The sequence below is a fragment of the Acidovorax sp. FG48 genome, from assembly GCF_057809085.1.
The window spans coordinates 1-19,152 of sequence record NZ_JBMDJH010000025.1; the positions used below are offsets into that span (position 1 = coordinate 1).

The 19,152-nt window shown below is 61.5% G+C and carries 35 protein-coding genes; 12 read left to right on the top strand and 23 right to left on the bottom strand.

The features are described from left to right. The 5 genes from ACODSU_RS22680 to ACODSU_RS22700 form a co-directional block, all read right to left on the bottom strand. Nucleotides 1–184: hypothetical protein (locus ACODSU_RS22680; protein WP_488844989.1), on the bottom strand; the 184-nt coding region annotated here is incomplete at its 3' end. Next, complete coding sequence (locus tag ACODSU_RS22685) at nt 181–672, bottom strand: hypothetical protein (RefSeq protein ID WP_488844991.1); 492 nt, start codon at nt 670–672, stop codon at nt 181–183. The genes ACODSU_RS22685 and ACODSU_RS22680, both read right to left, overlap by 4 nt. Next, nucleotides 669–851 (bottom strand): hypothetical protein, encoded by a 183-nt coding sequence (locus ACODSU_RS22690; protein ID WP_488844993.1) that lies wholly within the window; start codon nt 849–851, stop codon nt 669–671. Before ACODSU_RS22690 ends, ACODSU_RS22685 begins: the two co-directional genes overlap by 4 nt. 148 nt (nt 852–999) lie before the next feature. Beyond that, nucleotides 1,000–1,281 carry a hypothetical protein gene (locus ACODSU_RS22695; RefSeq protein WP_488844995.1) on the bottom strand — a complete coding sequence of 94 codons (282 nt, stop codon included), beginning with the start codon at nt 1,279–1,281 and terminating at the stop codon, nt 1,000–1,002. Then, nucleotides 1,278–2,168 (bottom strand): recombination-associated protein RdgC, encoded by an 891-nt coding sequence (locus tag ACODSU_RS22700; RefSeq protein WP_488844997.1) that lies wholly within the window; start codon nt 2,166–2,168, stop codon nt 1,278–1,280. The genes ACODSU_RS22695 and ACODSU_RS22700 overlap by 4 nt, the downstream gene beginning before the upstream one ends. Before the next feature lie 9 nt (nt 2,169–2,177). Here ACODSU_RS22700 and ACODSU_RS22705 point away from each other — a divergent pair, with 9 nt between their 5' ends. Continuing rightward, on the top strand, nt 2,178–2,528 hold the full coding sequence (locus ACODSU_RS22705) for a hypothetical protein (RefSeq protein ID WP_488844999.1): 351 nt from the start codon (nt 2,178–2,180) through the stop codon (nt 2,526–2,528). A 16-nt stretch (nt 2,529–2,544) separates the two neighbouring features. Here the strand turns inward: ACODSU_RS22705 and ACODSU_RS22710 are convergent, their stop codons facing one another. The 14 genes from ACODSU_RS22710 to ACODSU_RS22775 form a co-directional block, all read right to left on the bottom strand. Continuing rightward, nucleotides 2,545–3,648, bottom strand: a complete 1,104-nt coding sequence (locus tag ACODSU_RS22710; protein ID WP_488845001.1) for a hypothetical protein — start codon at nt 3,646–3,648, stop codon at nt 2,545–2,547. A 9-nt stretch (nt 3,649–3,657) separates the two neighbouring features. Next, nucleotides 3,658–4,392, bottom strand: coding sequence for a hypothetical protein (locus ACODSU_RS22715; protein ID WP_488845003.1), 735 nt, complete (start codon nt 4,390–4,392; stop codon nt 3,658–3,660). Beyond that, nucleotides 4,385–5,218: an ERF family protein gene (locus tag ACODSU_RS22720; protein WP_488845005.1), complete on the bottom strand. Its 834-nt coding sequence runs from the start codon at nt 5,216–5,218 to the stop codon at nt 4,385–4,387. Before ACODSU_RS22720 ends, ACODSU_RS22715 begins: the two co-directional genes overlap by 8 nt. A 96-nt stretch (nt 5,219–5,314) precedes the next feature. Then, a complete protein-coding gene (locus ACODSU_RS22725; RefSeq protein ID WP_488845007.1) occupies nt 5,315–5,536 on the bottom strand; it encodes a hypothetical protein in 222 nt (73 codons plus the stop codon). Next, complete coding sequence (locus ACODSU_RS22730; protein WP_488845009.1) at nt 5,533–5,718, bottom strand: hypothetical protein; 186 nt, start codon at nt 5,716–5,718, stop codon at nt 5,533–5,535. Before ACODSU_RS22730 ends, ACODSU_RS22725 begins: the two co-directional genes overlap by 4 nt. Beyond that, on the bottom strand, nt 5,715–5,927 hold the full coding sequence (locus tag ACODSU_RS22735) for a hypothetical protein (protein ID WP_488845011.1): 213 nt from the start codon (nt 5,925–5,927) through the stop codon (nt 5,715–5,717). The genes ACODSU_RS22730 and ACODSU_RS22735 overlap by 4 nt, the downstream gene beginning before the upstream one ends. Next, a complete protein-coding gene (locus ACODSU_RS22740; protein WP_488845013.1) occupies nt 5,924–6,115 on the bottom strand; it encodes a hypothetical protein in 192 nt (63 codons plus the stop codon). Before ACODSU_RS22740 ends, ACODSU_RS22735 begins: the two co-directional genes overlap by 4 nt. Further along, nucleotides 6,112–6,351 (bottom strand): hypothetical protein, encoded by a 240-nt coding sequence (locus ACODSU_RS22745; RefSeq protein ID WP_488845015.1) that lies wholly within the window; start codon nt 6,349–6,351, stop codon nt 6,112–6,114. Before ACODSU_RS22745 ends, ACODSU_RS22740 begins: the two co-directional genes overlap by 4 nt. After that, a complete protein-coding gene (locus ACODSU_RS22750; RefSeq protein ID WP_488845017.1) occupies nt 6,348–6,539 on the bottom strand; it encodes a hypothetical protein in 192 nt (63 codons plus the stop codon). The genes ACODSU_RS22745 and ACODSU_RS22750 overlap by 4 nt, the downstream gene beginning before the upstream one ends. Nucleotides 6,540–6,625: 86 nt before the next feature. Then, nucleotides 6,626–7,123: an HNH endonuclease signature motif containing protein gene (locus ACODSU_RS22755; RefSeq protein WP_488845018.1), complete on the bottom strand. Its 498-nt coding sequence runs from the start codon at nt 7,121–7,123 to the stop codon at nt 6,626–6,628. A 446-nt stretch (nt 7,124–7,569) separates the two neighbouring features. Next, nucleotides 7,570–7,875 (bottom strand): hypothetical protein, encoded by a 306-nt coding sequence (locus ACODSU_RS22760; protein WP_488845020.1) that lies wholly within the window; start codon nt 7,873–7,875, stop codon nt 7,570–7,572. Nucleotides 7,876–8,528: 653 nt separating this feature from the next. Then, on the bottom strand, nt 8,529–8,825 hold the full coding sequence (locus ACODSU_RS22765; protein ID WP_488845022.1) for a hypothetical protein: 297 nt from the start codon (nt 8,823–8,825) through the stop codon (nt 8,529–8,531). A gap of 259 nt (nt 8,826–9,084) precedes the next feature. Further along, nucleotides 9,085–9,291 carry a hypothetical protein gene (locus ACODSU_RS22770; RefSeq protein WP_488845024.1) on the bottom strand — a complete coding sequence of 69 codons (207 nt, stop codon included), beginning with the start codon at nt 9,289–9,291 and terminating at the stop codon, nt 9,085–9,087. Next, nucleotides 9,288–9,686, bottom strand: coding sequence for a hypothetical protein (locus tag ACODSU_RS22775; RefSeq protein WP_488845025.1), 399 nt, complete (start codon nt 9,684–9,686; stop codon nt 9,288–9,290). Before ACODSU_RS22775 ends, ACODSU_RS22770 begins: the two co-directional genes overlap by 4 nt. A 72-nt stretch (nt 9,687–9,758) precedes the next feature. Between ACODSU_RS22775 and ACODSU_RS22780 the strand changes: the two genes are divergently transcribed. The 3 genes from ACODSU_RS22780 (at nt 9,759) to ACODSU_RS22790 (ending at nt 11,344) form a co-directional block, all read left to right on the top strand. Further along, nucleotides 9,759–10,451 carry an SOS response-associated peptidase gene (locus ACODSU_RS22780; RefSeq protein WP_488845028.1) on the top strand — a complete coding sequence of 231 codons (693 nt, stop codon included), beginning with the start codon at nt 9,759–9,761 and terminating at the stop codon, nt 10,449–10,451. Beyond that, nucleotides 10,448–10,756, top strand: coding sequence for a hypothetical protein (locus tag ACODSU_RS22785; RefSeq protein ID WP_488845030.1), 309 nt, complete (start codon nt 10,448–10,450; stop codon nt 10,754–10,756). The genes ACODSU_RS22780 and ACODSU_RS22785 overlap by 4 nt, the downstream gene beginning before the upstream one ends. A gap of 198 nt (nt 10,757–10,954) precedes the next feature. After that, nucleotides 10,955–11,344: an HNH endonuclease gene (locus ACODSU_RS22790; RefSeq protein WP_488845032.1), complete on the top strand. Its 390-nt coding sequence runs from the start codon at nt 10,955–10,957 to the stop codon at nt 11,342–11,344. A gap of 41 nt (nt 11,345–11,385) precedes the next feature. On the opposite strand, the gene ACODSU_RS22795 is transcribed toward ACODSU_RS22790, so the two are convergent. The 4 genes from ACODSU_RS22795 to ACODSU_RS22810 all read right to left on the bottom strand — a co-directional run bounded on the left by ACODSU_RS22795 (nt 11,386) and on the right by ACODSU_RS22810 (nt 14,879). Beyond that, complete coding sequence (locus ACODSU_RS22795) at nt 11,386–12,354, bottom strand: P63C domain-containing protein (RefSeq protein WP_488845034.1); 969 nt, start codon at nt 12,352–12,354, stop codon at nt 11,386–11,388. 108 nt (nt 12,355–12,462) lie between these two features. After that, nucleotides 12,463–12,690, bottom strand: coding sequence for a hypothetical protein (locus tag ACODSU_RS22800; protein ID WP_488845036.1), 228 nt, complete (start codon nt 12,688–12,690; stop codon nt 12,463–12,465). Nucleotides 12,691–12,985: 295 nt separating this feature from the next. Beyond that, the gene (locus tag ACODSU_RS22805) at nt 12,986–14,158 is read right to left on the bottom strand and encodes a GIY-YIG nuclease family protein (RefSeq protein ID WP_488845038.1); all 1,173 of its coding nucleotides are present in this window, start codon (nt 14,156–14,158) and stop codon (nt 12,986–12,988) included. A 31-nt stretch (nt 14,159–14,189) separates the two neighbouring features. Next, nucleotides 14,190–14,879, bottom strand: a complete 690-nt coding sequence (locus tag ACODSU_RS22810) for a S24 family peptidase (RefSeq protein ID WP_488845040.1) — start codon at nt 14,877–14,879, stop codon at nt 14,190–14,192. A gap of 69 nt (nt 14,880–14,948) precedes the next feature. Here ACODSU_RS22810 and ACODSU_RS22815 point away from each other — a divergent pair, with 69 nt between their 5' ends. The 8 genes from ACODSU_RS22815 (at nt 14,949) to ACODSU_RS22850 (ending at nt 18,999) form a co-directional block, all read left to right on the top strand. After that, the gene (locus ACODSU_RS22815; protein WP_488845042.1) at nt 14,949–15,176 is read left to right on the top strand and encodes a helix-turn-helix domain-containing protein; all 228 of its coding nucleotides are present in this window, start codon (nt 14,949–14,951) and stop codon (nt 15,174–15,176) included. Nucleotides 15,177–15,326: 150 nt separating this feature from the next. Beyond that, a complete protein-coding gene (locus ACODSU_RS22820) occupies nt 15,327–15,575 on the top strand; it encodes a hypothetical protein (protein ID WP_488845044.1) in 249 nt (82 codons plus the stop codon). Between the two features lie 90 nt (nt 15,576–15,665). Next, nucleotides 15,666–16,082: a transcriptional regulator gene (locus ACODSU_RS22825; protein WP_488845046.1), complete on the top strand. Its 417-nt coding sequence runs from the start codon at nt 15,666–15,668 to the stop codon at nt 16,080–16,082. Continuing rightward, the gene (locus ACODSU_RS22830) at nt 16,079–16,342 is read left to right on the top strand and encodes a hypothetical protein (RefSeq protein ID WP_488845048.1); all 264 of its coding nucleotides are present in this window, start codon (nt 16,079–16,081) and stop codon (nt 16,340–16,342) included. The genes ACODSU_RS22825 and ACODSU_RS22830 overlap by 4 nt, the downstream gene beginning before the upstream one ends. Beyond that, nucleotides 16,342–16,623, top strand: a complete 282-nt coding sequence (locus tag ACODSU_RS22835) for a hypothetical protein (RefSeq protein ID WP_488845050.1) — start codon at nt 16,342–16,344, stop codon at nt 16,621–16,623. Before ACODSU_RS22830 ends, ACODSU_RS22835 begins: the two co-directional genes overlap by 1 nt. Beyond that, nucleotides 16,620–16,820, top strand: a complete 201-nt coding sequence (locus tag ACODSU_RS22840; RefSeq protein ID WP_108624710.1) for a neutral zinc metalloprotease — start codon at nt 16,620–16,622, stop codon at nt 16,818–16,820. The genes ACODSU_RS22835 and ACODSU_RS22840 overlap by 4 nt, the downstream gene beginning before the upstream one ends. Beyond that, nucleotides 16,820–17,650 carry a hypothetical protein gene (locus ACODSU_RS22845; RefSeq protein ID WP_488845052.1) on the top strand — a complete coding sequence of 277 codons (831 nt, stop codon included), beginning with the start codon at nt 16,820–16,822 and terminating at the stop codon, nt 17,648–17,650. Before ACODSU_RS22840 ends, ACODSU_RS22845 begins: the two co-directional genes overlap by 1 nt. After that, nucleotides 17,647–18,999, top strand: coding sequence for a replicative DNA helicase (locus ACODSU_RS22850; RefSeq protein ID WP_488845054.1), 1,353 nt, complete (start codon nt 17,647–17,649; stop codon nt 18,997–18,999). Before ACODSU_RS22845 ends, ACODSU_RS22850 begins: the two co-directional genes overlap by 4 nt. Nucleotides 19,000–19,152: the final 153 nt, after the last annotated feature.

Consider the following 19,152-nt stretch of genomic DNA (forward strand, 5'->3'; position numbering starts at 1 on the left):
CCGGGAACTGCTCCCAGTTAGCAAAAATCCACCGCTCGCAGTCGCCCACGATGTAGGTCATGCGGCCCAGGCAGTAGCGGAAGGCTGCAACGGCCATGAGCCCATCGCTGCCCCATGCGCCTTGCTCTGAGAGGGTGGTGGGCACGTAGCGGCGGCCCTGCTTTTTGTAGAGCTGCTGGGTCATGCCTGCATCCCCAGCGCGCGCCGCACATCAGCAGTGCCCATCCCGCTCGCGCTGTGCAGCAGGTTGTCCAACTTCATCGAACCCGCCGCCAGGCTGAACGTGTGCAGCTTGGGCATCAGCCGGTCAATGGCCTGCAGCCCCGCAATCACGGCACCGCGCTGGCGCTCCAGTTCGGCGGGTGTCTCGGCAATATCGGCCAGGGCGTTTGCCGTGCCTGCCAGAATGCGCGCCTCGGGTGTCTCTCCCAGGCCATGCACTCCTGCCGCGTGGCAGACGATGTAAACCAGCCGCCCCGCCATGTTGGCAACACGGGCTGCGTCGTCGCCCATGTACGCCTGCAGGCCGGTGTCGGTGCGCAGGCGCTGAATGTCGGCCTCGATGCGGCTGCGGATCACGGCCTCGGTCACGGGATTGATGACTTCGTGCCGGTTCTTGTCGAAAGCGCACTGGCGGGCGCGCTTGCGTGCGTAGGCGGTGGTTTTCCTCACTGCCGCCCCCGGTACTGCAATTCCCTGCCCTCATATCGCCCGCCCATGGTGCTGTTCAGGTGCGGGATGGTCTGGTGGTCTTTCAGGGTGATGCGCTCTTTCTCGCGCTGGGCTTCCCACTTGGTAGGTGGGACTGGGTTTGCCAAGGAGAACCCGGCTGGTTTGGTGGGTTTGGTCATAGTCAATGTCCGCAGGGGAGGGCACCGCCCACTGGTGTGCCGTCTGGGTTGATAGGGTGGCGGGCGCCGCAACCCAGGCAGGTGCGGTGCTCTGGCTTCGGCTGTTGGATGGCGAACGGCCAGCGCTGGGGTTGTTGTGGTTGTTGGGTCATGGTGCTGGTTTGAACTGGTTACGGAATGCCGCCACGGCCCGGCGCTGGATGGCCTGCACGACGATCTGCGCCTCGGGCGCGCGGAACCACTGGCGAACCTTGTTCAGGCTCTTGATGGTTTCGGCCTCGATTTCTTCCCTGCCTGGTTTCCCGGCGGGCCAAGTGGCGAAGGCCACGGAGGCCTCAAGCGCGCGGCATCGCCACTCGCGGCGCTTGCGCATCACGCGCAGGGTCTTGGGGTTCAGGCGTGGTTTTTGCGGGGGGGGGTGAGCGGTCATGGTGTTGACTCCCCGCCCAGCGCCTCGATCAGGTCCGGGATCAGCTTGACCAGCTCGCCAGTGGCAATCGCCACATCGGTATCGAATCCGCCTTCGTCTGCCTTGGTGCCTTCAAACACCGTGTCCAGAAACGACACTTTCTTGATCTGCAGGCCTTCGGTGAGCATGAAGCTCACCCGGTCATCCCAGGTCATCGCCAGCTTGGTAGGCAGCTTGCCCGCGTCGATGTGGCCCTGAACCTCGGCAATGTCCAGCGGGTGACGGCCGTAGCGCACCACGGCCTTTTCCTCGCTGGCGCTTTTCAATTCGCACTCACGGTCCACCGTGAAGCCCACGGGCGGCTCCTGTTCCTTGAGCCAGTGGGCCATGGCAGCCTGGGGGCTGGTCTGGGTGTCGAGCAGCGACACCGACAGGCCGGGCATCGCCTCGACTAGCAGCGTGACCACCTCATCGGCGCGGCCCTGGCTGCCCGTATCCAGCACCAGCAAGCGGTTGGTCGGGTCGATCCACACACACATGCTGGCCTGCTTGGTGAACGCCATGGGCAGCAGATCCAGCTTGGCCTCGTCCTTGAGCTCGCGGGATTCCTTCTTGCCGGGCTTGCGGCCCGTCTCTTGCTCGATGCGGTCGGCCTTCTCCTTCACCTTCCGGGCCAGCACGCTGGCGGGAATGGCCTTGGTTTCGGTCATCAGGCGGGCAATCCACTGGCCGCCGATGCTTTCGACCAAGGCGCCATGGGCCTCGCCGCGCGGGGGAACCCAGCCAATGGATTTCTCTTGGGTGGCACCGCACTCCATGAAGGGGGCCTTGGCCAGGGCTTCCTCTGCAGCCTGCAGGTCTGGTGCCCAGCCTTGGGCGATGCGGTAAATGACAAGGGACTTGAACATGGGGACTCCATGAAAAAGCCCGCACTGGGCGGGCTTGGGTTAACTGCGAAATTGGGCCGCAGGACGGTACGGCTCGCTCTGACGCAGAATTCAATCAACCAGAAAGGAGCCAACGTGGTTGAGTTCAAAAGCGACAAGGAGCGGGTCGAGTTGATGTGCACCAAGCTCGCGAGCAAGCGAGGGGTGTCTTACGTGCGCGAAATCTACGATGCAGACCAACATTTCCAGCAGTCAGATAGACCACTTGTGCGCGCCTGGCTGCTGAGGCGCGAATTTGCAATGGTTGCGCCCCGCTTGTTCACTGGGGCGTTGGCGGTTGTGGGCACTGCCGCAGCCGTAGTCTCCTGCATCAAGACATAAATGGGCGAGCGAATACTCAGGCTGCAGCTTTGGCCTGCACGCTCTCAATGTGGCGCACCATAGCGGCCAGGATCAGAGGGAAATCCGCCTCGCGGTACACGCCGTGGGCTCCCACCTTGCCAGCGGGCTCAAAGCCCAGGATGCGCAAGCCCTCGGCGCTGGTGGTGATGGCGCCGCCCAGGCGCTCGTTGATCGTGCCCAGCTTGAGGCCAGGAGCGGCGGCTTCCACGACAGGCGCGGGAGCGGGGGCGTTGCGCGCGGCGGCCCAGCTGCTCACGCGCTGGCGGGCCGGGGCGAGCGGGTCAACGGGCTCTGCGGCAGGCTGTGCCACCTCGGTGGTTTCGTCAGCATCCCAGGGCTCTGGCACGAACGCCACGGGGGCAGGGGCGGCTTCGGCAACGACTTCCGCCACGGGGGCAGGGGCGGGCGCCTGAGCTGCCAGCGCGGCGCGGGCGGCCTCCAGCTCTTTCTGCAGGCGCTCGTTTTCAATGCGGCGCTTTTCGCTCTCGACCATGGCCAGCAGGCGCTGCACGGTGGCCAAGCAAGCGGCCTCGGCCTCCTGGGCGAATTCTTCCCATTCATCGCCAAAGGTCATTTCGCCCAGCGTGGCAATGGCCTTTTCAATCACCTCCACCGGCTGGCCCTCGGCCTGCTCCACGTAGGCCTTGAGCTGTTCGATGTTGGCGCGGTGGGCGCCAACACGCTCGGCCTCCTTGCGGTCGCGCTCGGCCTTCTCATCGGCCTTGCGCTTTTCCTCTGCCTTGATCTGGGCGTCAATGGCATCTTCGACCGGCTTCACGATGCCCACCAGCCGCTCCACCTCCGCGCTCATCACGGCCTTGAGTTCGTTCACGTCCGCTTTCACAGCGGCCTCTGTGCGGGTCAGCATGCGCCGGCCGTTGTCGCGCAGATCCGCTCGGGCGGCTTTGGCGTCGGCCATGCCCTTGGAGTCGGTCACGTTGTAAACCACGTTGCGGTAGCGCTCGGCCATGGCGGTCAGCCCGGCCTCGGTGTCTTTGAACTGCGCCAGCACGGTGTCCTTGATGGACATGGGCTTGGTGGCAACATTTGTGGCCTGCTGTTGCGCCACGGCGGTGGTGGGGGTTGCGGTTTCAGTCATGAAATCTCCTCAGAAAAGGGTGGGCAGCCGCACGCGCGAGGCGGCTGTGCTGGAAAGTTGTGGGGTTGGGGTGACAACCTTGGCCTGAACGTCGATCACGTCCATGCGGTGTGTGTCGTCAAACTCGCGGATCAGCTGCTCGTAGTACGCGCTGGCAGCCTCACAGCGATGGCGGATCAGCGATTCCTTCTGGAAGTCGCGTTCTATGACCCAGGTGGTCAGGCGGTGGTGCGGCGGGATGTGGTCAACCAGGTGCTGATCCATGGGCTCGTTGCGGATCAGCTCGTGCGGGGTGTTCACCATCACGTAGTTCACCTCCCACTCGTCCGCGTCCCAAAGCATCATGTAGCCGCGCATCTGCCAGTCGTAGAGCGGGTCAATGGCGTCCACGGTCCAGGCCGGGAAGGTCTTGAGGGACCAGGGCGCTTTGATGTCGTGCCCACGGCGCCGGTGGGCGTCGAACAGGTCGCACTCGCCGGTGATCCATTCATTGCGGCGGCGCTCGGTGTTCTTCGCCAGATTCAAGCCGCGCACCTTGTTCAGCAGCGCGATGGCGGTGTTCTCCACCGCAATGCCCTTGTCGGTTTCCTTGCTGGAAACCTCAAACTCCACGCTGAACAGTTCTTCCTTGACCAGCTGGCGGATGTAGGAGCGTGCCCCTATGGACAGGTCGCCCTCGGCCTTGGTGCGCGGGTCCGTCATCAAGTGCCCCAGGCTGGAGCACCGGAACAGGATGTCACGCATGGGCGGGCTGGGCTGGTTGCGTTGGAGGATCTGCGGGCAGGCTGTTGCCGTGCTGCGTGATGATGTGCATCAGGGACTGATAGCCCGCAAAGTCGTTCGCAACCTTGAACGCATCCTTGGCCTCGCGCATCACCTGAGTGAGCACTGCGCGCGTCTTGGTGGCTTTGACCTTTTGCGTCCACTGCTCCAGCATCGTCTGAGCGCCCATGTGACCATACGCAGCCCCGTCGTCGTCTTCGTCGTCATCGCTCTCGGCCGTGCCGGTGATGAGCTTGAGCGTGTGGCGCGACAGGTAGGTGGTGGTGGACACGATGGCCTGAATTGCGTTCTTTCCGCCCGAATCGTCGGCCCGCGCTTCGAGCGTTACTGATTCCTGGTGTCCCAGACGGTGGCGCAGGATGCAGGACACGCGAATCAGGCCGTTCGACTGCTCGGGCTTCCAGGACCAGCCGAACCCGTGGCGCGAGAGGGCGGGCCCCACGGCGTCCACCACCTGCGCCAGCTCGGCGTGCATGTAGGTGGTTCGGCCCACGCGCGTTTCAAAATCCACCAGTTTGTTCTTGGCGATCTTGATGTTCTCGGCCTTGAACGCGGCCAGCGCAAGGTTGTACGCCTTCTCGGCTTCGCGGCGCTCCCACTGCTGCTGCAGCTCCATCATCCGCTCAATCTGATCGAGGTTTGCACCCCGGCTCAGTGCCATCATCATCAGCGAGGCGGGCGCGGTATCGGCCATCTGCAGGCTGCTGGGCTCGGAGGTGGCCAGCGGGTGGTGCTTGGGCTGGTGGGGTTCCAGGGTCAGCACGTCGGCTGTGTCTGTTGCGTTCATGTGAACCTCAAATAAACGGTTGATGCACCCAGGCCATGTAGAGGGCTAGGGCAGCGGATGTGGAAAGGAGCCAGGCGGCGAAGGCGAGGGCGGCTTTCACGGCTGCCTCCACTGCACCCAGGCGCCGCGCACGTAGACCGCGCTGTAGGCCAGCGATAGGGCCAGCAGGCCCCAGGCCGATGACTGCAACGCGAAGGTGATCCAGAACGGTTGCCCGCAGAGGCCCACCAGGGGCGCCCAGCGCCGGGCGCGTGCGTTGTTTCCAGTGGCCATGTAGAGGGCGGCCAGACCGAAGAATGCGAGGGCGAGCTGGATCATTTGGAGCCACCCCATACATGCCGCGTGCACACCGGGCAGATGACAAACCAGCGTGCGCCATCGCGCGGGTCTGGCGACCATTGCACCTCGGAGTGCTTGAATTCCAGCTCGCTCTTGCAGTGGCCGCAGGTTTCGCGGTGGATCTGGTCTTGCGGCAGCTGGCCTTGTTTGATGACCTTCATGGCTGCTCCTTGAAGCAAACCAGCACATCCCCCTGCCACTCAAACGGCTTGCCTTCGCAGGCACGGCGCGCGGCGAAGTCGCGGGAGTGGTGGGCCTGCTGCAGCTCGGATGGTTCGGGCTCTGCGCGTTCCTCGTAGGTGGTGCCCGCTACTGCGGCCATGCCGAAGGCGATCAGCGGGCCCAAGGTCCAGACGATCACTACTTTCATGTGGGATCTCCCTGTTCGATTGATTCCGGGTCCAGCTGCGCGCCAATGGCGGCAGCCTCTGCCCTGAGTGCGGCCGCGCGGGTGGCCTCGTCGTTGCGGCGCTTGGCCTCTGCCTGGGCTGCCATGGATGCAGCCAGGGCATCGCGGCGGGCGGTGGTGAAGTGCGGGGCGTTGATGGGGTCGATCACTTCCCGCCCCCAAAGCCGCGCACGGTGATTTGCAAAAGATCGGCATTCCTCTGCACCGAAAAATCCTTTTCGATCAGGGTGATGCACATGGCCGCCACCCGTTCACGAATAGCCTTTTCTGCTTGCGCGACAGCCTGCTGAATGACGGGCTCTGCCGCGCGCTGCATTTCGACAGACATTTCCTCCTTGAGGCGCGCCAGTGCGTTGTCGGCGTGGATAAATGTCTTCGTGCTCACGACCGCACCCCCATGTGCGCGTTGTGCTGGACCTGATCGACCAGCGCGCGGTGCACGCGGCTGGCCTCGCGGTGCTGCAGGTACTCCAGGTCGGCCCGGACTCGCAGGGCTTCCAGCTCTTCGGGGGTGGCCGGTGGTGGAGCGAAGGGCGCCACGAACTGGCGCACAGTGGGGTGTACGTTTTGCATTGCGCCTCCTGGGCGGGAAAAGAAAAAGCCCTCTCTTGGAGGGCTTGGGTGGATATGTGATGAGCAGTCACCGATCGGGTTGCCAGCTAGATCGCTGGTCGATGGGTATGCAACTCTGCTGCGGCTGCCTCGTAGGCGGCACTTGCTGCTTCTGGGCTCTCAAACAGTCCAAGGTGGCGCTCGCGCTTGTTGACGCTGATCTTTGCCCGCCAGCGCTTGTCTCGCTTGTGCCAAGACACTCCTTGGTATCCGCTGCTGTTGTTTTCCCGAAGCGGCTTGTTTTGCTCGTTCTGAGAACGTGTCACGTCCCGTAGGTTGGCAATCCGGTTGTCGGATTTCATCTGATTGATATGGTCAATATCACCGGCCGGCCAATATCCGTGCACGTAGAGCCATGCAAGGCGGTGTGCTCCGTACGGCTTGCCATCAACTCTGATGTAGATGTACCCGCGAGCATCTGGTGTTCCCGCCACCGCCCCGGATCGTGCAGCCCCTCTCCGGCCAATGCGCCATGTAAAGACACCTGTTGCCGGGTCGTAATCAAGCAGCTCGCGCAGTCGTGCTGCAACTACTGTTGCGGTCATATATCTCCTATCTGCGCTGAATAAAAAGCGCCCCGACTGGCGGGGCGAACCCCTGCGCAAGGCAGGAGGGGAGGGAGAGGGTGGGCTACTCGCTGCACATCACGCAGGCGGGGCCTGGCTTCGGATGCATCTGCTTTTGCCCGTAAAAGGAAAAGCCGCTTTTCTTTCGCAAGAAAGATGGGCAAGCGGCTTGTGTAAATTGGGGATTGCTTTGAAGGGCGGGCAGGGTTGGTTACCTGCTATCGGAAGAGTGCGCGAGCTTGATCAGTGCCTGAGCCGTGTCCGCCACGCTGTACCCGGTTGCCCGGTATGGGTGCCGCTCGCCTTTTGCGTGTCCATCCACGCCGCCGCCCATCAAAGCAATCCAGCCCCGGCGCTGGGCCGGGACGGGACGGTGGATGCAACAGTCAAGCAATCCTTGTCAATTGCCGAGGATTGCTCGTTAGTTAGCCGCACACGGCCAGCAGCGCTCGCACAACACTGCGTTCGTGCTCCGCTCTTGCGGCTTTCGCCATGCATTCAAAGGTCGGGTGGTAGTACGCCTCAGGCTTGTTCCCGTCTTTCTTCATGTGCCCCAGCTCTCCGCGCTTCACGGCTGCGTTCAGGGCTTTGCGCACCTCCATCGGCATGCTCCCAGCAAGCACAACCCGCTGGATTCGCACCTTTTCGACGTTGGCCTGCTCTGCAGTCATCAGGCCTTGGGCCATTGCGTCTTTAAGCCGCTCCATGTCGTTTTGGCTGATTGGCTTCATGTCTATCTCCTGTTGAATACCAAAGCACCGGCCCGCGATGCTGTGGGATTGCCACTCGTGAGAATGGCTTGCCGGATTGACCGCTCCGGTTGGCGTAGCGCTGCTTTTGGTTTCTTTTCTTGGCGGTACAGAACCCGCCTCAACCCCGTACTTAGCCCCAGGGTGTGGACTTCGAGGTGCATTGGCAGCCGGTCGTTTCCTTCCTTCGCCCTATCTCGTTCGCGTTGCCTGATCCCATCCGGGGGCAGAGCGCTACTAGCCTTCGCACCGACGATCTTTTCTATCCCGCTACCGCCTGCGGTGCACTGCGTTTACCCAGCCGTACCTGCTGCAAGAACTCCGTGGTGACCGCCGATCCGCTCACCCTGTCGCTGCGTTTTGCTGCGACCTGGGTTTAATGTAAGCGTGCTAACAATCGAAGTCAAGTGCTCTAACAATATTTTCGTAAATGCACTAACATTTCATCCACGCCCAATCCGGGCGGGCAACAAAAAACCGCCTCAAGGGCGGTTGGAAAGTTTGAGATGGATGGAGAGCTACTTTTCGAGCTACACGGGCCCCTGGGCCAGGTCTGGAAGCTTTATGAGAATGGCCGTGCTGAAGGCTTCCCCGAAGGCACAGTTATTGTGAACAGGGCCAAGCCACTGTTGGACTCACTTCTGAGGGAACAACAGATCCCATGCTCTGGCGTCTCCCACCAGCAAGCCAAACCGGGATGAGCGCTGCGGCGGATCGCATGGTTGCGCGCCAAATATTTCTGCCAACAATTTTGCCGCAGGAGAGAAGTAGGCGGTGACTGTGTTGCGGCGGTGATCATGTTCAGAGAACACTGCTAGGTCGTATGGCAGTTGTTTCTGCATGGCAAGCGCCATGAATGCTTCCTGAATTTTCCCGGACGGAGCAAATGCTTGCGCTCCATCCCCTAGCTCTTTGCTGTACCACGTTGTCATTGATAGGCCCTCTCGGGATGGTTGTTGAGGAACTTCCATCGTAGCCCGAGAGGGCCTTTCTTCTCTTACGCCATACAGGCGAAAAAAAGCCCACCTCAGTGGGTGGGCTTGAACCCCGCTCTTGCAGCGAGGAGGGGAGGGATGCCGCAAGCGGCTAGCGGCAACGAAATAGTAGGACGGCTGCAGGTCGGTGTTTGTCAGACGAAACCGCAAAAAAAGCCCGCGCAAGGCGGGCCAAGGGCACTGCGAAGTGTTTGGTTCAGAACGGCGCGGGCGACCTCACGATCTCAATAGGCCCGATGCCTGAATAGATGAGTTCGTTGGAGCCGGTCGTGCGCACCTCCCACCAATCCGGGTGCACCTCCTTGAGTGCATAGGCATCTGGCTCCAGCGGCAGCTTCCGCTCCTCGGGAAAGCCGAACCAGGGCGGCAACCGCAGCAGGGTGGGGTGGTTGGTCGTGCTCATTGGTAGTTCAGGGGTTCGAACGGGTCGTCGATGTCGTTGTCGTTCTCAGCGCTGAACCCTGTGGAGTGGGTGACGCGGATGCGGGCCAGCAGCGGCTGAGCGTCGGCCGGGTCCAGCGCGCACAGCCAGGACTGGCTCACCCGGCGGCTGCTGGCCTTGGTGTTCGACCGCCCGACGCGCTCATTGCCAGTCAGGTGCATCACCCCATCGATCCGCGCCAGGCGGGCGTAGTACAGCGGCAGGATCAAGTCTTTTCCGCCGCGTCGGTCAAGCAGATGCGCCTCCATCCTGGGGCCGTAGCTATCCAAAGGAGAGCGCTTGAACTCCAGCCAGCCGCGCACCGGCTGCTGGTGGATCAGTTCTGCTCCGGCGAGGCGGTGGCCGTTGGAGCGCATGCGGAAGATATGGCAAAACACTGGTTAAATTTACAGTATTTTGAGAGCCCGAGGAATAGGTAGGATGACCCAATGTGCAACCGATACGAGGCCCCGCCGCGCTCCCAGATCGAGCTGGAATGGGCTGCGCGTCAGGTGGTGGAGCAGGACTGGGACAAGGTGCTGTTCCCGCGTGGGCGTGGCGCGTTCATCCGCCGGGCGCGGGACGATTCCGGTTTCAGCCGCGAGCTGGTGACGGGGCAGTGGGGCCTGATCCCATGGTTCGCCAAGGAGGCGAAGCTGCCGTACCAGACCAACAACGCCCGATCAGAAGAGCTGGCGGCCAAGGCCAGCTTCAAGATGCCTTGGGCGCGCGGGCAGCGCTGCATCATCCCGGCCGAGTCATTCGACGAGCCGTACTGGGGCCCCTACGACGCCCAGTTCAAGAAATGCGAGTGGTGGCGCTTCCGCCGCGCCGATGGCCGCCCATGGGGCCTGGCCGGGTTGTGGAACACCTGGACCGACAAGGTGACCGGCGAGGTGCATGAGAGCTACACCATGCTGACCATCAACGCCGATGGCCACCCGCTCATGGGGCGCATGCACAAGAACGAGCTGGACCCCAAGACCAAGAAGCCGCTGCCGCTTGAGCAGCAGGACAAGCGCAGCGTGGTCCCCCTTGAGTTGGCTGACGTGGATGCCTGGCTGGCGGGCACGCAGCAGGAGGCGGCCGCGCTGCTTCGCGTTCCCCCAGTCGAAATCTTCAACGCAGGACCAGCCTCATGAAACTCGTCGTACGGAAACACATTGGCGGCGACGCTTCGCCTGCGCAACATGAGGCGGTGGAGAAGGCTCTGAATGGAGTGCTGGCGGGAAGCCGATTCACCTTTGAAGATGCCATGCTGGCCATGGACGAGATCATCAGGCGGGCCGAGGTGGAAGAGGGCGACCCGGAGGAGCCGTTCGAGCCCTTCCATGAGGAGCGGATGGCGCTATACGACCAGATGATGGCCGCCGCCGCCCAGGCCGCAGGGGAGCAGGTCTACTTCTTCAGGATCGAAGACGGCGAAGACCCTGCGAGGTTCAGGTGAGCACTTTGCACGCGGATATCTGGGAGCCGCTGTCGCCTCTTGCCTTGAGATTCTTCACCCGGTAATATTTCGACGTCCGGGCTTCTGCGAACCCGGCCGCCGTGGGATCACTCCGGCATAGCCAATTGGGATCACCCATGGCGCCCGCCTTGTCCAGTGACTGGCAGCGGGAATAGCTTCAAACCTATTCCGTTGACCATGACCCGTCTGGCAAAACTCCGTACCCGTGCATTCTTCGCGCAGCAGTGCCGCTGCATCTACTGCAGCCTCCCCATCTGGGAAGGCCCCTACAAAGACCGCCTGGTGTCAGCACTCGGAATTCCCGAGTCGGTTGTGCCTTACCTCCAGAGCACCGCAGAGCATCTGGTCGCTCAGCAGGATGGCGGGCCAGATGTGCCGGTCAACATCGCGGCAGCGTGCTGGTGGTGCAACTGGAAGCGGCACGCCCATCGGCACGACTGTGCGCCTGACCCAGTGACGTTCCAGGCCGAGGTGCATAGGCTGATGGCGGCGAAGCGCTGGCATCCTGCCGCCAGGTGGGTGATGAAGTCGCTGCCGGGCTGCCCTCGGCAAAGTGACCGGGCGTGAAAAAGCCACCCGGAGGTGGCTGGTGGATGACTTGAAGTCGCCTACAAGGGCAATGGCTTCTGGCCGTGCACTTTCTCGGATATGAACTTTTCGTACTCTTCGCGGGAGTTGGAGACCGATGCTATGCCCATGATTTTGCCTACTTGTGTGCGCAACGCTTTTACTCCAACCTCCGACAGGAACTGGTGAATTTTGTCACCGCTTTCCCCGTTGTTCGCCTTGCTCGACTTTGCTAAATCAAACACTTTCCCGTGACTATTCGCGAGCGGGCGGTAGATGTGGTCAATCGTCAAATAGCGGAACTCCCAGGGGCGCCCACGCTCTGGCTTCGCCAGACCATAGAGCCTGTACCAGTGCTCATAGAGCTCTGGAGAGAACTCTTTTTCGTACTCCCGGGCCTCTTCGCGCACATACATCTTGTATGCCTCGATGACCTCTTCTTTGGTTCTGTCGTAGCCCGCCAGGGCGTATACAAGACCTTGGATCCCGGCCTTTGCGGAGGCACCAACGATGATGCCAGCCTGAGACACAACAGCAGGGTTGATGTTTTTCCCGTCCGACTTGGCCCTAAGAATCGCCCGGCAAATATCAATGAGGATGCCCGCGTCGTAACCGTTGGCCTTGACCAAACTTGCACCGCCTTGGCCAGCGCTAACTATATGAAAAACAACGGGGTTTTTGATTTTTTCAGCCAACTCTGGCCCGAGGTACTCGGACATCGTTTTGTTGAAAACGAATCGGGGCAAGCGGCTGCCACCAGAGCCCAATCCAAGAATTTCCCCCATGCCCAGCTGCGTGATCACCGCGGTCTTTTCCAGGTCGTTCAAGACGTAGCACTCAGCTTCAATGCCGAATTCATCCTTGAAATTGCCCTTGTGCGTTGCTTTAAGTCCCCAGCGAGCGATGCTGCCTTTGGTAGCCCTGGCCTTCCGCTCGGCTTCAGACATGTTGGCGGCAACTTTCAAGCCGCCCTTCGCGCGTCCAGTGGGCTTGTCTTTTTCAGATGACATTGCAGGCTCCTGCAGTTGAGATGCTTGCATTGTTCGTGATGCTTGCATGAAATGCAAGCATTATTTTGGAGGCATGCTTACTCGCGCAACTCCCGGGGCGCCACAGCCTTACCCGTTCCCCACCTCATGCCCATCGGGCTTGGCGTCAAGTTCAGCCAAGGTGTCCTGCAGCGTCTTGATCAGCTTGGCCACATCCTCTGGCTGCATTTCTACCCAGGCTGTGGATACAGGCAGATCCCCGGCGGCCGTGGCCGTGTGCTTGAGGCCGATGAGGGGGCGACCATTCACCAGGCGGGTACGTACGCTGGTGAATTTCAGGCGTGCAGCGTTCGTCATGGAGCCTCCTTTGTCCGCGCCTTGCGGCACTCTCTCACATCCACCAGCGTCTTGAACCGGTGGTCTTCCTTGCGCAGCCACTGCAGATTGGAAGGGTGGTCGGCTCCACCCGCACAAAGGGGTACTGCGTGGTCAATTTCCCATCCGGCGCACGGCCCGCGCGTGCGGCCAGTGACGGGGCAGGGGTTCTCGGCGCGGAAGGCTCGCACCTGGGCGCGGTCGCGATTGATCTGAGCGTGGGTTGATATGGCCGCAAATGACAGTAGCAGGCAGAGCGCCATTTGAACCGCTGGTTTCATTGTCGAGGCTGGTGCTGCGGAGCAATTTCCATTGCAGCAAGACGCAACGCAGATTCAGGCGATATGCCCGTAGCAATCAGTGCATCACGGCGTTGGATGATCAGATCAATGGCACGCGCCCCCGCTTTGGTGTTGAGGTATGGATATCGAGCAGCCATTTCATTCGCAACTTCATCCATGAGTTGCTGTTGGGTTTTTTGTGGTGGTGCTGGCGGCTTGAATGATGTTTGGGGCCTTGGATCAACGCTTGCGGCCGGTTGCGGCTGAGATTGCCAATTGCCCACCACAATGAGAAAAGCGAAACCCAGGATGCCAGCCGCTACCACGCCATCTGCTTTGATGAACTTAGAGGCACTTGACACGGGCTTTCTCGTAGCCTCCTGGGTGTACCTGGGCGTGAATTCTTCATCAGGAGTCGGTGCTTCATCGCTTTTGGACAGAATGCGTCCATCTGGCAAAAACACCGCAAAGCAGTTTTTGCAGCGCAGCTTTTGGCTGCTGCTTTCAGCAGCGCTACCCGGGATCGTGAGAACAAGCGAGCAAGATGGGCAGGTCATATCAACCATAGGGAGCGCTGCGCGCGCTTCCTGTTCCTCACGTTCACGCCGGATCTGCTCAAGCTTTCGCCACTCGGCTTCATGCCGCTGCCAAGCCGCTTCCGCTTGGTTCCGCCGCTCTTGTTCAGCAGCCTGGTTTCGGCGCTCTTCCGCAGCCCTGATGAAGTCGTCATTTGCGCGTTTTGCTGCTGCCTCTCTCTGAGCAGCCGCTTCGCGTGCGGCTTGTTCGTGCTGTGCGAGCGTTCTTCGCACCATTGCGTCCATCTCTCCGCACACCCTGGCGATCACGCCTTTGGCGAATTCAATGTCAACCTCAAAGAACTCTTGGCGCCCTTTTCGGTACTGGCGCAGCTCATGAAAAACGGCTTTCTCGGCGGCTCCACAGTCCATAGTTCGGCACTCATAGACGCAGACATGATGTGCTGGCAACCCTGTTGATGCGGCCCTGTTCATGTCCCTGGCGCGGACATGCCCTGAGTGCCGACTCTGCCCAATCTTCAGCCAGTTCTCTTTGAATGCATCGTTACGCAGGATGTAAACAACTCCTGCAACGCCATCGTTCTGGTCGAAGTTTCCTGCTGTGGGTCGTTTCGAGTGATATCGCCGTGACATCGCAGCCAGCTTACCCTTCTATTTCTGGTGGTCAGTGGCTTCTTGCCTCTTGGAAGGCATCCTGTGGAACGCCTCCAGCTACTCGATGAATGCTCTCAATTTCATCTGATGAAAGTGTTGTCGGCGCATAACCGTCATTGATGCTGAGTAGCTGCACCTCATCACCACGCACCCAATTGAGCAGCTTGAGCAGTTTTCGGCCGTCTTTGAGTTTCACCACAACATCGCGGCCAGGCTGAGCTTCAATGCTTGGCGTGACCACAATGAACTCTCCTGCCCGGTAGCGTGGGTGCATGGAGTCGCCTTTGACGCGGAGAGCGTAGGCGGCCGAATCTTTGGTCCAGAACTCCACGAATCCCTCCCCATAACCGGGTGGGAATTGCATTTCCTCGAGGTAGCCGTCGGTTCCACCTTTGACGTGCCCAACCACGGGTACTAACCGGGACGCAGCAAGAGCCGGAGCTTCCGCCACGTTCGACGCCATCGGCTGCGGAGCACTTTCGGGCGCCATCTTTGGCCCTTCACCACTGGACAGCCAGAGAGCACTAAATCCAGTTTTTGCGGAGAGTCTGGCCGCAGGCGCAGCTTTGAGAGATTTCGTCGGCCCATCTTTCCACTGAGTTGCCGCCGAAGACGACACCCCAGCGGCATCAGCCAATTCACCAACCGTCAGATTCGTGGCGGCCATTAGTTCAGCGATTCGATCTTGAAGCGTCGTCATGTAAGCGAGCTTACTGTTTTTGATTGTTAGTATGCTTGACTTCATTTGTAAGAGTGCTAACATGACCAAATGGAAAAGACCAAAGCCATCGAATTGCTGGGCGGAACCGTCGCAAAAGCGGCAGACGCAATAGGCATCAACTCGCAAGCCATTTCGCAATGGCCCGACACATTGCCGCCTCGGCTTGCAGACCGGGTGATTGCCGCCTGTGTTCGGTCAGGCATTGCAGTACCCCGTGAATTGGCCAAGCCCAACAAGCCAAAGCAGCCCGCACCCGAAGCCAAGGAGGTCGCATGACCTCAATGCCTCTTCGTGCTCCGGCGCCACTTGGCCCGCTCCGCTCTCCGCCTCAGCTCCAAGCGGCTGTAGTGCAGGTCCACCAGCACGTACCCAACGGCGACGCCAACGTACGCAACTTTGATCCACACCTGGTTGGAGCTGGTGCCCATGACTGAGCCCAACACCCAGAGTGCGCTGGCCACGCCAACGAATCGTGTCCAGTGCATCAACGCCGCCGCCCGCAAGAAGCGCTTTTGGCGCGCCTGCAGCAACGCCTTCTTGGCAATCCATCTGTTCGCGCTGGCAATTGTTGGCTTCATGGTCGGTGACGGCTGGCTGTTTCGCGTGGTTGCTGCATCCATTGTGGTCGGCCCCGTGCTGGCCTATCTGGCGCACAAGCCCACCCAAGCGGCCTGAGCCATGAATTTCCATCTGTGTTTTGTTTTGCATGGCCCAGATGGTTGCTTTTTTTTGCCCTGACAGGGTACTCAACCCGGTTCAAACATCATGACCTCGATTGAAGACCAGCACGAACTGGCCCTGGCGCGGGCCCCGCAGCGGGCCTCTGTCCCGCTCGAAATGATCCGCGCGCAAAAGACAGCAGCCGCAGCGTTCACGCTGGCCTGCAGCGTCTCCGGCCTGGAAGACAAAGAGATCTATCTGGCCTTGGGGATCGATGCCGGGTACTTCTCCAACATCAAGAAGGGCAAGGCCACGCTGCAAGCTGATCTGCTGGCGCAGTTCTGCGAGGTCGTGGGCAACACGATCTATCCCGAGTGGACCGCGTTCCAGGTCGGCTGCACGCTGGTGATGATCAAGACCGAGGCAGAGCGCCGCGCCGAACTGGCAGAGCAGCGTGCCCAGGCCGCAGAGGCTGAAAACCGCCTGATGCGCCAGCTGCTGGCCGGGAGGGTTGCAGCATGAACCACTCCCTCCCCCTCAACGCTTTTCTAAGCGTCAGACCACGCGGCCCCGATCTGGACATCCCCGCAGCAGCCCCCCGCAAGACCAACCACAGCCGCGCACCCATTGAGGGCAATGTGCAGCAGGCCCTGGACCGCAACGGCCGCCGCACGGTGAGCCTTGCGCCACGCACTGCGGGTGCCATCACCATCGAATCGCGCACAGCCAGCGCTGCCAGCGTGGAGAAGCGCCGCAAGATCAGCAAAGGGGGCACCAAGTGATGCAAGCCCAGCACCTGGTTCGCGCCAGCGACCCTCTATCCAGCGTTCTGGCTGCAGAGCGTGCCATCAAGTTCGCAGGCAACCACTGCGAGCGCATCCTTAAAGCACTCAAAGCAGCAGGCCAAGCCACACCACACGAGCTGGAAGCCACCACCGGATTGACCGTGGTGCAGATCGACCGCAGATTGCCCGACCTCCAGAAGGCCGGCAAAGCGCAGGTCGTGCAGCGTGGCGGCATGGACCTCATGCGCGGCAAAGCGCGGGTGTGGGAGGCTGTATGAGCGGAGACGCAGAACTCGCCCGCCTGATCGACCAGCGCCGCGAGCTGGCCGCCAAAGTCGCAGGCCTTGATCTTGAGATCGCAATGTCTGTTGGCGACCGTGAGGCTGCCAAGCGTGCGCTCAAGGAAATGACAGCCCAGGTTGAGGCACGCAAGGCAGCTCGCTTTGCCATGTGCCGGGCGATGGGGGCGCACTGATGGCCAACCAGTGGCTCCGCCTGTGGCATGACATGCCCACTGACCCCAAGTGGCGGACTATCGCGCGTCACGCAAAGCAGCCCATCAGCTTGGTGCAGGCCGTGTACCTGCACCTTCTTGTTGATGCGTCACGCAATGTCACGCGAGGTCACGCGACTGTCACGACGGAAGATTTGGCAAGCGCTCTCGACTGTGACGACGCGGACATTCAGGCGATTCTCGACGCCATGCAGGGACGAGTGATCGAAGGCCAGATGATTTCTGGATGGGATCGCCGCCAGCCCAAGCGCGAGGATTCTGGTGATGCGGAAACGGGCGCCATGTCCGCCGCTGAGAGGAAGAGAGCCCAGCGCGAGCGCGAAAAGCAACAGGCTCAGCCAGCTTCGAATAGCCAATGTCACGACGAGTCACGCACCGTCACGACAGATAAAGATAAAGAGACAGAAGAGAGTAAAGAACCTAACGGTTCTGTCGGCAGCGCCGACCGACTGCCACGCTGCGACACGCAGACCGTGGTGGACCTGTATCACGAGATCCTGCCAGAGCTGCCATCCGTGCGGCTCATGAACGACCAGCGCCGCAAGGCGGTTGCAGGGCTGTGGAAGTTCGCCCTGACCAGCCGGAAGTCCGATGGCTCTCCACGGGCCACCACCGGGCCCGAGGCCGTGGAGTGGATTCGCGGCTACTTCACCCGTGCCCGTGACAACGATTTTCTGATGGGCCGTGGCCACAAGGCGCCGGGCCATGAGGGCTGGCAATGCGACTTCGACTTCCTGCTTACCGAGAAGGGCAAGAAGCACGTCATCGAAAAAACACATGTGCCCGCATGAACCCGATTGATCTCCCATCCGAAGAATTCAGCTACTCCCACGAAGCCGAGTGCTCTGTGCTGGGCGCTGTTTTGTCCGTTGGCCCGGATGCCTACGACGCGGTGAACCTGACCGCAGAAATGTTCTTCCAGCCTCTGCACCAGACGCTGTGGGCCGAGATGGAAAAGCTGGTCTTGGCCGGGAAGCACGTCGGCGTGGTGGAGCTCATGGAGTCCATGCGCGGCGCCGATGTGAACTGGGGCTACGTGCAGGAGCTCGCGGGTTCGTACCTGTCGATGCGCGCTGCACGGGGCCACGCCAAGATCGTGCGCGATTACGCCCAGGCCCGCGCCCTAAAGGCCGCCGCCCGGATCGTGGTGGAAGTCGCCGCCGACGAAAGCATCAGCATCGAGCAGCGCGTGGGCCAGTCCGTCGCGGCGCTGGAAGGCGTGATCGAGGAAAAGGCCGAGCGCGACGTGCTGCCGGTGGGCGACTTCGCCACTGATTTCATCGACCGCCTGCAGGCCATGGCCGACGGCGATCTGGTCCCAGCCCGGGCGACCGGCATCCCGACCCTGGATCGCCTGCTGTCTGGTGGGTTGCGTGACGAGCAGCTGGTGATCGTCGCAGCGCGGCCCTCGGTGGGCAAGTCCTCCTTCGCGCAGCAGCTGGCATTGAGTTCCGCGCGCGATGGTGTGCCGGCCGCCTTCTTCGGCATGGAAATGACCAGCCGAGAACTGACCAACCGCACGGTGGCCAACCTGGGGCGCGTGCGCCTGAGCGGGCTCAAGAACGGCAAATTGGAGGGCGAGGAATGGGACCGCGTTACAGAGGGGGTTGAGGGCCTACGCGGTCTGCCGTTGTTCCTGTACGACCAGCCAGCCATGACCCTGTCCGAGGTGGCTTCAAAAGCCCGCCGCGTGGTGCGTAAGCATGGCGTGAAGCTGATCGTGGTGGACTACCTGCAGCTCATGAAGGGCTCCGGCGCCCGCGTTGATCGCCGCGTGGAACTGGAAGAAATCACCAGAGGGTCCAAGCAGTTGGCGAAGCAACTGGGCATCACGGTCATGCTGCTGTCGCAGCTGAACCGCGAGGTGGAGAAGCGGACCAACCCGCGCCCGGTCATGTCGGACCTCAAGGAGTGCGGCGCCATCGAGGAAGACGCCGACGTGATCATGGCCATGTGGACCCACCAGAAGGGCGGTGAGGGCGAGGCGGACATCAAGGGCTGCGCGATCCTGAAAAACCGCGATGGCCAGACAGGGGAGGTGGCACTGCACTTCGATGGCCCGTACCAGCGGTGGTCGGAATCCACCGAGTCGCTGCATTCGCCAAAGAAGGCGGCCACCCAGTACGGAGGCGGCCTGTGACCCAGAAATTGCACTGCGCCCGCTGCGGCCGCGTCACCCTGCACCCCGCCGTGGTCATCGGCGCCCAGCCCTTCGGCAGGGTATGCGCTCGTAAGGCTGGGCTGGTTGAGCCCAAGCGCCGCGGCCGGGCGTCCGAGGCATGCCGGGATACCC

Excerpts from the sequence above, each read along its gene's own strand:
- ACODSU_RS22825 (WP_488845046.1), top strand. The coding sequence starts at position 15,666 with ATGACCTCGATTGAAGACCAGCACGAACTGGCCCTGGCGCGGGCCCCG.
- ACODSU_RS22735 (WP_488845011.1), bottom strand. The coding sequence starts at position 5,927 with ATGAAAGTAGTGATCGTCTGGACCTTGGGCCCGCTGATCGCCTTCGGC.
- ACODSU_RS22785 (WP_488845030.1), top strand. The coding sequence starts at position 10,448 with ATGAAACTCGTCGTACGGAAACACATTGGCGGCGACGCTTCGCCTGCG.
- ACODSU_RS22710 (WP_488845001.1), bottom strand. The coding sequence starts at position 3,648 with ATGACTGAAACCGCAACCCCCACCACCGCCGTGGCGCAACAGCAGGCC.
- ACODSU_RS22755 (WP_488845018.1), bottom strand. The coding sequence starts at position 7,123 with ATGACCGCAACAGTAGTTGCAGCACGACTGCGCGAGCTGCTTGATTAC.
- ACODSU_RS22700 (WP_488844997.1), bottom strand. The coding sequence starts at position 2,168 with ATGTTCAAGTCCCTTGTCATTTACCGCATCGCCCAAGGCTGGGCACCA.
- ACODSU_RS22780 (WP_488845028.1), top strand. The coding sequence starts at position 9,759 with ATGTGCAACCGATACGAGGCCCCGCCGCGCTCCCAGATCGAGCTGGAA.
- ACODSU_RS22775 (WP_488845025.1), bottom strand. The coding sequence starts at position 9,686 with ATGCGCTCCAACGGCCACCGCCTCGCCGGAGCAGAACTGATCCACCAG.
- ACODSU_RS22715 (WP_488845003.1), bottom strand. The coding sequence starts at position 4,392 with ATGCGTGACATCCTGTTCCGGTGCTCCAGCCTGGGGCACTTGATGACG.
- ACODSU_RS22695 (WP_488844995.1), bottom strand. The coding sequence starts at position 1,281 with ATGACCGCTCACCCCCCCCCGCAAAAACCACGCCTGAACCCCAAGACC.
- ACODSU_RS22830 (WP_488845048.1), top strand. The coding sequence starts at position 16,079 with ATGAACCACTCCCTCCCCCTCAACGCTTTTCTAAGCGTCAGACCACGC.
- ACODSU_RS22730 (WP_488845009.1), bottom strand. The coding sequence starts at position 5,718 with ATGAAGGTCATCAAACAAGGCCAGCTGCCGCAAGACCAGATCCACCGC.
- ACODSU_RS22690 (WP_488844993.1), bottom strand. The coding sequence starts at position 851 with ATGACCAAACCCACCAAACCAGCCGGGTTCTCCTTGGCAAACCCAGTC.
- ACODSU_RS22800 (WP_488845036.1), bottom strand. The coding sequence starts at position 12,690 with ATGACGAACGCTGCACGCCTGAAATTCACCAGCGTACGTACCCGCCTG.
- ACODSU_RS22795 (WP_488845034.1), bottom strand. The coding sequence starts at position 12,354 with ATGTCATCTGAAAAAGACAAGCCCACTGGACGCGCGAAGGGCGGCTTG.
- ACODSU_RS22805 (WP_488845038.1), bottom strand. The coding sequence starts at position 14,158 with ATGTCACGGCGATATCACTCGAAACGACCCACAGCAGGAAACTTCGAC.
- ACODSU_RS22705 (WP_488844999.1), top strand. The coding sequence starts at position 2,178 with ATGAAAAAGCCCGCACTGGGCGGGCTTGGGTTAACTGCGAAATTGGGC.
- ACODSU_RS22720 (WP_488845005.1), bottom strand. The coding sequence starts at position 5,218 with ATGAACGCAACAGACACAGCCGACGTGCTGACCCTGGAACCCCACCAG.
- ACODSU_RS22820 (WP_488845044.1), top strand. The coding sequence starts at position 15,327 with ATGACTGAGCCCAACACCCAGAGTGCGCTGGCCACGCCAACGAATCGT.
- ACODSU_RS22760 (WP_488845020.1), bottom strand. The coding sequence starts at position 7,875 with ATGAAGCCAATCAGCCAAAACGACATGGAGCGGCTTAAAGACGCAATG.
- ACODSU_RS22810 (WP_488845040.1), bottom strand. The coding sequence starts at position 14,879 with ATGACGACGCTTCAAGATCGAATCGCTGAACTAATGGCCGCCACGAAT.
- ACODSU_RS22835 (WP_488845050.1), top strand. The coding sequence starts at position 16,342 with ATGCAAGCCCAGCACCTGGTTCGCGCCAGCGACCCTCTATCCAGCGTT.
- ACODSU_RS22850 (WP_488845054.1), top strand. The coding sequence starts at position 17,647 with ATGAACCCGATTGATCTCCCATCCGAAGAATTCAGCTACTCCCACGAA.
- ACODSU_RS22725 (WP_488845007.1), bottom strand. The coding sequence starts at position 5,536 with ATGATCCAGCTCGCCCTCGCATTCTTCGGTCTGGCCGCCCTCTACATG.
- ACODSU_RS22845 (WP_488845052.1), top strand. The coding sequence starts at position 16,820 with ATGGCCAACCAGTGGCTCCGCCTGTGGCATGACATGCCCACTGACCCC.
- ACODSU_RS22765 (WP_488845022.1), bottom strand. The coding sequence starts at position 8,825 with ATGACAACGTGGTACAGCAAAGAGCTAGGGGATGGAGCGCAAGCATTT.
- ACODSU_RS22750 (WP_488845017.1), bottom strand. The coding sequence starts at position 6,539 with ATGCAAAACGTACACCCCACTGTGCGCCAGTTCGTGGCGCCCTTCGCT.
- ACODSU_RS22840 (WP_108624710.1), top strand. The coding sequence starts at position 16,620 with ATGAGCGGAGACGCAGAACTCGCCCGCCTGATCGACCAGCGCCGCGAG.
- ACODSU_RS22790 (WP_488845032.1), top strand. The coding sequence starts at position 10,955 with ATGACCCGTCTGGCAAAACTCCGTACCCGTGCATTCTTCGCGCAGCAG.
- ACODSU_RS22770 (WP_488845024.1), bottom strand. The coding sequence starts at position 9,291 with ATGAGCACGACCAACCACCCCACCCTGCTGCGGTTGCCGCCCTGGTTC.
- ACODSU_RS22815 (WP_488845042.1), top strand. The coding sequence starts at position 14,949 with ATGGAAAAGACCAAAGCCATCGAATTGCTGGGCGGAACCGTCGCAAAA.